The following is a 6337-nucleotide window of genomic DNA, read 5'->3' on the forward strand; positions in this document are numbered from 1 at the left end:
GGCGGCACCCGCGCCGGCGTTATCGAGACCACCTTCACCGAAGAGACCGAAACCGACCTCTTCGGTGAGCAGGCCGTCCTGTGCGGCGGCGCCTCGCAGCTGATCATGTACGGCTTCGAGACCCTCACCGAGGCCGGCTACAAGCCCGAGGTCGCCTACTTCGAAGTGCTGCACGAGCTCAAGCTGATTGTCGACCTGATGGTCGAGGGCGGCATCGCCAAGCAGCGCTGGAGTGTTTCTGACACCGCGGAATACGGCGACTACGTATCCGGCCCGCGCGTGATCACCCCCGAGGTGAAGGAAAACATGAAGGCCGTCCTCAAAGACATCCAGGACGGCACCTTCGCCAAGCGCTTCATCGACGACCAGGACGCCGGAGCTCCCGAGTTCAAGGCCCTGCGCAAGAAGGGTGAGGACCACCCGATCGAGGCCACCGGCCGCGAACTGCGCAAGCTCTTCTCCTGGATCAAGAACGAAGACGACTACACCGAAGGTTCCGTAGCCCGCTAGATCACGGTGATGGTGGGCGGTGGTGTCCTTGAAGGCTGCGTTGTTGCGTGAGGTACGAGCGCAGCAGCCGAAAGGACACCGCCGTCTGCCAACCAACGTTCCAAAGTCCCCACCTGAATACAAGAGAGCTAAAGAGGTCACCGGTGACAAGCACCAAACCTGTCGTACTCCTCGCTGAGGAACTTTCGCCCGCCACTGTCGAGGCCCTCGGCCCGGACTTTGAAATCCGCCAGACCGACGGCGCCGACCGTTCCCAGCTGCTCTCCGCGATAGCCGACGTCGACGCGATCCTGATCCGGTCCGCCACCCAGGTGGACGCCGAGGCCATCGCGGCCGCCAAGAACCTCAAGGTGATCGCCCGCGCCGGGGTGGGCCTGGACAACGTTGACATCAAGGCCGCCACCCAGGCCGGCGTCATGGTGGTCAACGCCCCGACGTCGAACATCGTCTCCGCCGCCGAACTCACCGTCGGCCACATCCTCAGCCTCGCCCGGCACATCCCGCAGGCATCCGCCGCACTCAAGGAGGGCGAGTGGAAGCGCTCCAAGTACACCGGTACGGAGCTCTTCGAGAAGAAGATCGGCATTATCGGGCTCGGCCGGATCGGTGCCCTCGTCGCGGCCCGGCTCAAGGGCTTCGACACCAAGATCCTTGCCTACGACCCCTACGTCACCTCCGCCCGCGCCGCGCAGCTCGGCGTGCAGCTGGTGACCCTGGACGATCTCCTGGCCCAGGCGGACTTCATCACCATCCACATGCCCAAGACCCCCGAGACCGTCGGCATGCTGGGCGCTGAGGCCTTCAAGAAGATGAAGAGCAGCGCCTACGTCGTCAACGTCGCCCGCGGCGGCCTGGTGGACGAGGAGGCGCTCTACGCCGCGCTGGAGTCCCGCGAGATTGCCGGCGCCGGCGTCGACGTCTTCGTCAAGGAGCCCAGCACGGACCTGCCGTTCTTCAAGCTCGACAACGTCGTGGTCACCCCGCACCTGGGCGCCTCCACCGACGAGGCCCAGGAAAAGGCCGGTGTCTCCGTCGCCAGGTCCGTCCGCCAGGCCCTGGCCGGCGAGCTGGTGCCCGACGCCGTGAACGTCGCCGGCGGCATCATCGCCCCGGACGTGCGCCCCGGCATCGCACTGATCGAGAAGCTGGGCCGGATCTTCACCGCGATGACCCACGCCTCGCTCACCCAGTTCGACGTGGAAGTCGCCGGCGAGATCTCCTCGCTCGACGTCAAGGTCCTCGAGCTGGCCGCGCTCAAGGGCATCTTTGCCGACGTCGTGACCGAGCAGGTCTCCTACGTCAACGCGCCCGTGATCGCCGAGCAGCGCGGCATCAACGTCCGGCTCATCACCACCCCGGACACGGAGTCCTACCGGAACGTCCTGACCCTGCGCGGAGCCCTGAGCGACGGCAGCCAGATCTCGGTGGCCGGCACCCTGACCGGCCCCAAGCAGGTCCAGAAGCTCGTCGGAATCAACGGCTTCGAGGTGGAAATCCCGATCAGTGAGCACCTTGTGGTGGTGGCGTACTCGGACCGGCCGGGCGTGATCGGCACGATCGGCCACATCCTCGGCATGAACAACATAAACATCGCCGGCATGCAGGTGGCGCGGCAGGATGAGGGCGGCCAGGTGCTCGCGCTCCTGACCATCGACAGCTCCGTGCCGCAGCAGGTGCTGGAAGCGATCAAGGCCGGAATTGGCGCAGACATGGTGCGCGAGGTCGACCTCGCGGACTAAGACCCGGGTGGTCCGGCTGCGGCGGCAACACCGCCGCGGCCGGGCACGAACGGGCGGCCGGTCTGGGTACAATGGCTAGGTCCGAAATTTCGGATGTGGCCGGCAGACCGGCCTTTACTTTTGCACACCCGGCCGAGGACGCCGACACTTCCGCGCGGAACGAACAGCGGTGTGCGCACGCAATCCAGCTTTCAGGAGCCCAATGAACGCCGTCCAAAGGTTCATCAGAAGCAGAGTGCTTTTGTTGACCGCGTCCATTTTGATCGCGGCCATGTGCCTGTCGGTTTTGGTGCAGGGCCAGTCGCAGGCCGCGCTGAACCGGACCGTCGACCAGAACTCCCGCGGGCTCTACGACGTCCTGGTCCAGGCCAAGACCGACGACAACGGCGGCCTCATGCAGCCGGACATCGCCTCGGGGCAGGGCGGGATCAGTTTCGGGCAGCTGGATGCGATCCGCAAGCTCTCCGGCACCTCGGTGGCGGCGCCGATCAGCCTGGTCTCCAGGGTCTCCCAGAACCTCGAGGCACCGCGGCTCGACGCCACTGACTACCTCGGTTACAACGCCGGCCTGGCCGGCACCTCCGGCGACCCCACCGCCACCGATCCGTCCAAGTGGCCCGCTGCCGAGTCCGTCCTGAGCGGCACGCCCAAGAAGTACCGGCTCACCGCCAGCGCCGTCAGCTCGGACGGCGCCTCCGAGAAGACCCTGTTCAAGACGACCGCCGAGGGCACCCTCGGCAAGGCCAAGCTCGTCGAGGAGCAGGTCGCCGGCGGCAAGAACGTCCGGATTGCGGGCCCGGCAGGGGAGACCGGGATCAAGTTCCCGGCCCCGGCCGGCGGCTCCGAACACAACCTCTTCAACCTCTCCGTCTCGCTGCCCACCGCCCCGCAGGTGACCGAGTCCGTCGTCGCCGTCGACCCGGTCTCGGAGCGCGCGCTGCTGGGCGGTGCCGGGGACTTCCTCGCGCCCCTGGAGAAGGCGCCGCCCGCCGATGCGCGCAGCGCCAGCGCGGTCGGGAGCCACTTCGAAAGCCTCTTCACCAACGGCATCACCATGGACCAGCTCAAAGAGGGCCCCGACTTCCTCGGCGTCAAACTCAAGTACTGGGCCCCGCTGATGACCCAGTACCAGCAGGCCAAACGGGCCGGGCAGCTCACCGCTGACTCGCAGGCGATTCCGCTGATCGTCCGGTCCGGCACCTCCCTTGACTTGAAGTACTCGGTCAAGATCGAGGAAATCGACGCGGCCGGCAACGTCACCAAGGACGTCGGCACCGCCTCGCGGTCGCTGGACAAGGACTACCTGCCGTTCGTGTCCAAGTCGCCGTTCGCCCTCGCGTGGCCCGGATCCAAGGACCTCACCGGGCTGATGGGGGATACCGGCAGCTTCGGCCAGGGCCTGTACAACCCCGCGACCTGGAGCACCGACTTCGCCGCCGCGCCCAAGTACCAGGACGGCAAGACCGCAGGCAACGGCGCTGTCGACAAGTCGGCGATCCCGGGTGACTGGGTCACCGTGAACCGGCTTCCGGAGAAGGGCCTCGACGGTGCCGCCGTCGACCAGACGCAACGCACGCCGGTCGACGAGCGCTCCTACCGCGACAGCCTCGCGACCGGCAAGAAGCCCGCCACGCCCCTGGCCATGGTCTACGGCACCTTTGACCCCGCCAAGGTCCAGGCGGCGGCCGGTGACGTCAACCGCCTCCCGCTCGGCGGTTACGACCCGACCCCGTTGACCCTGACCAAGGACGYCGCCGGCAAGGACGTCGAGCAAACCGTGCTCAAGCCCTCGCTCAGCGGCACCGGGCTGGTCAGCCAGTCGGCCGGGGCCATCACCGACTACTACGGCCTGGCCGCCGCCCGCGGTTACCAGAGCAACGCTTCCGTGATCGACGCCGTGCGCGTGCGCGCCAACGTCGACGGCAGCTGGAAGCAGGCGCAGCCCGCGGTCGAGAAGCTCGCCAATGAGATCCGCGACATGGGCCTGCAGGCCACAGTGGTTGCCGGCTCCGCCCGCGAAGATGCCAGCATCTTCGTGCCCGGCTACTCCAAGGACGRCGCCGGCAAGGAATCGCCGCTGGGCACCGTGCAGCAGTCGTGGGTCCGCCAGGACGCCGCCAGCGCGGTTTCCGGCTCGCTGACCGGCACCAACCTCACCCTGCTGTTCCTGACCCTGTGCGGTGCTGCCCTGCTCACCGGCGCGTCCACCGTCAGCTACGTCCGGAAGCGCCGCCGCGAGGCAGGAACGCTGCGGGCCATGGGCTGGACGCAGCGCAGGGTCCGGTCCTGGGTGCTGGCCGAGTTCGGTGTCGGCGCGGCGCTGCTGGCGTTCGCCGGGATCGCCCTGAGCCTGATCAGCTGGAACCCCGCCACCGCGATCGTCTCCGCCGCGGTTTTGGTCCTCTACTGCGGCGCCGCCTACTTCGCCGCCCAGCAGCTGCGGCACCGGGAGATCATCGACCAGGAGCCGCAGCATGACGAGCGGCTGATCCCCGTCGACTCGCCGCTGACCTTCGCCAGCCGGCAGCTGAGCACGAACAAGTTCAACACCGGCTCGCTGGCGATCGCCGTCGGCGTCTTCGGCGCCGCGGTGGGCGGGCTCGTCGCGCTGCTGATCGACATCCCGCGGGCCGCCGGGGCCAGCGCCCTGAGCGGGCTGGCCGCGGCCAGCATCGCCTTACCCAGCGTCATCCTGGCCCTGGCCGGCGTCGCGGTGGGGCTGCTGCTGACCATGGTCACCGGCCGCTTCGAGCTGGGGGCCAAGCGCCAGTACCTGGGCACCCTGCAGGCCATGGGCTGGAACCCGGACATGCTGGGCCAGGTCCGCTTCTTCGAAAATGCCATGGTGGGAACCATCGCCTTGCCGCTGGGTGTCCTGGGCGCCCTTGGCATCGGGCTGCTCCTCGCCCCCTACGCCGCACTCTGGGCCGGAATCGCCGGACTTGTGGCGGTACTCTGCTGGATTCCGATTGCAACGAAAGTGGTCCAATGACTAACGAGCTGAACCAGACCCGGGCGGCCCGGAACCGGATGCCGGCAAGCACCGGGGCCGGCGGCCACCAGACGCGCGCCAACACGATCGTGAAGTCCACGGACCACGCCACGCCGCTGGAACTGAGCAACATCACCATCCACTACGGCGGCGGCAAGGGCGGCGCCGAGGCCGTGAACGTGGTCGATGACTTCAACATGACGCTGCACGCCGGCGAAATGCACTGTGTCGCCGGCCGCTCCGGCTCGGGCAAGACCAGCATCCTGACCGTCGGCGCGGGCCTGACCCTGCCGACGTCGGGCCGGGTCTTCTGGGAAGGCGACTCGCTCGAAACCATGGGCGACGACGAAATCGCCGACCGCCGTCGGGCGTTGATCGGCTACGTGGACCAGGGCGGCGCCTTGATCGACGGGATGAGCGCGCTCGAAAACGTGCTGCTGCCGGCCGTCCCTGACGGCGAGGTCGAACAGCGACGCGACATGGCCAAGGACCTGCTGGACCTGGTCGGCCTGGGCCGGCGCATGCGCCACCGCCCCGCGCAGCTCTCCGGCGGCGAACGCCAGCGYGTCGCGATTGCCCGCGCCCTCATCCTCGGCACCCGGGTGCTGGTGGTGGACGAGCCCACCGCCAGCCTGGACCGCACCTCGGCGAACCGCATCATCAGCATCCTCAAGGACACGACGTCGGACGGGATCGCCGTCCTGGTGGCCTCGCACGACCACGAACTGGTCCGCCTGAGCGATACCGTGACCGAGCTGATCTAGGTTTTGGGGTAGCGTCCCAGTCCGCCGGCCTGCACCGCATCAGAAAAAGGTAAATTCAAAGAGTGTCGTCTTCAGCCAAAACCCCGTTCTACATCACCACGGCCATCACCTACCCCAACGGCGTGCCGCACATCGGCCACGCCTACGAGTACATTGCCACCGATGCGATGGCCCGTTTCAAGCGGCTGGACGGCTACGACGTTTTCTTCCTGACGGGTACCGACGAGCACGGCATGAAGGTCGCGCAGGCTGCGGAGAAGGAAGGCATCACGCCCAAGGAGCTGGTGAACCGCAACGCGGAAATCTACAAGGCGACCCACGCGGCGCTGGGG

General features: G+C 67.6%; 4 protein-coding genes and 1 pseudogene. All 5 read left to right on the forward strand.

The window, feature by feature from the left end; all coding sequences use genetic code 11:
- Positions 1 to 510, forward strand: a pseudogene (locus AB4Y86_RS09310) (ketol-acid reductoisomerase); the annotation flags it as partial.
- Between the two features lie 143 nt (positions 511 to 653).
- Positions 654 to 2249, forward strand: a complete 1596-nt coding sequence (gene serA, locus AB4Y86_RS09315; RefSeq protein WP_441401961.1) for a phosphoglycerate dehydrogenase — start codon at positions 654 to 656, stop codon at positions 2247 to 2249.
- A gap of 202 nt (positions 2250 to 2451) precedes the next feature.
- A complete protein-coding gene (locus AB4Y86_RS09320; RefSeq protein WP_441401962.1) occupies positions 2452 to 5241 on the forward strand; it encodes an ABC transporter permease in 2790 nt (929 codons plus the stop codon).
- Positions 5238 to 6005 carry an ABC transporter ATP-binding protein gene (locus AB4Y86_RS09325; RefSeq protein ID WP_441401963.1) on the forward strand — a complete coding sequence of 256 codons (768 nt, stop codon included), beginning with the start codon at positions 5238 to 5240 and terminating at the stop codon, positions 6003 to 6005. The genes AB4Y86_RS09320 and AB4Y86_RS09325 overlap by 4 nt, the downstream gene beginning before the upstream one ends.
- Positions 6006 to 6067: 62 nt before the next feature.
- On the forward strand, positions 6068 to 6337 hold a 270-nt coding region (locus AB4Y86_RS09330), incomplete at its 3' end, for a class I tRNA ligase family protein (RefSeq protein ID WP_441401964.1).

Origin of the sequence: Arthrobacter sp. 2YAF22_2, from assembly GCF_052114645.1 — a bacterium.
In the GTDB taxonomy this organism is placed as follows: domain Bacteria; phylum Actinomycetota; class Actinomycetes; order Actinomycetales; family Micrococcaceae; genus Arthrobacter.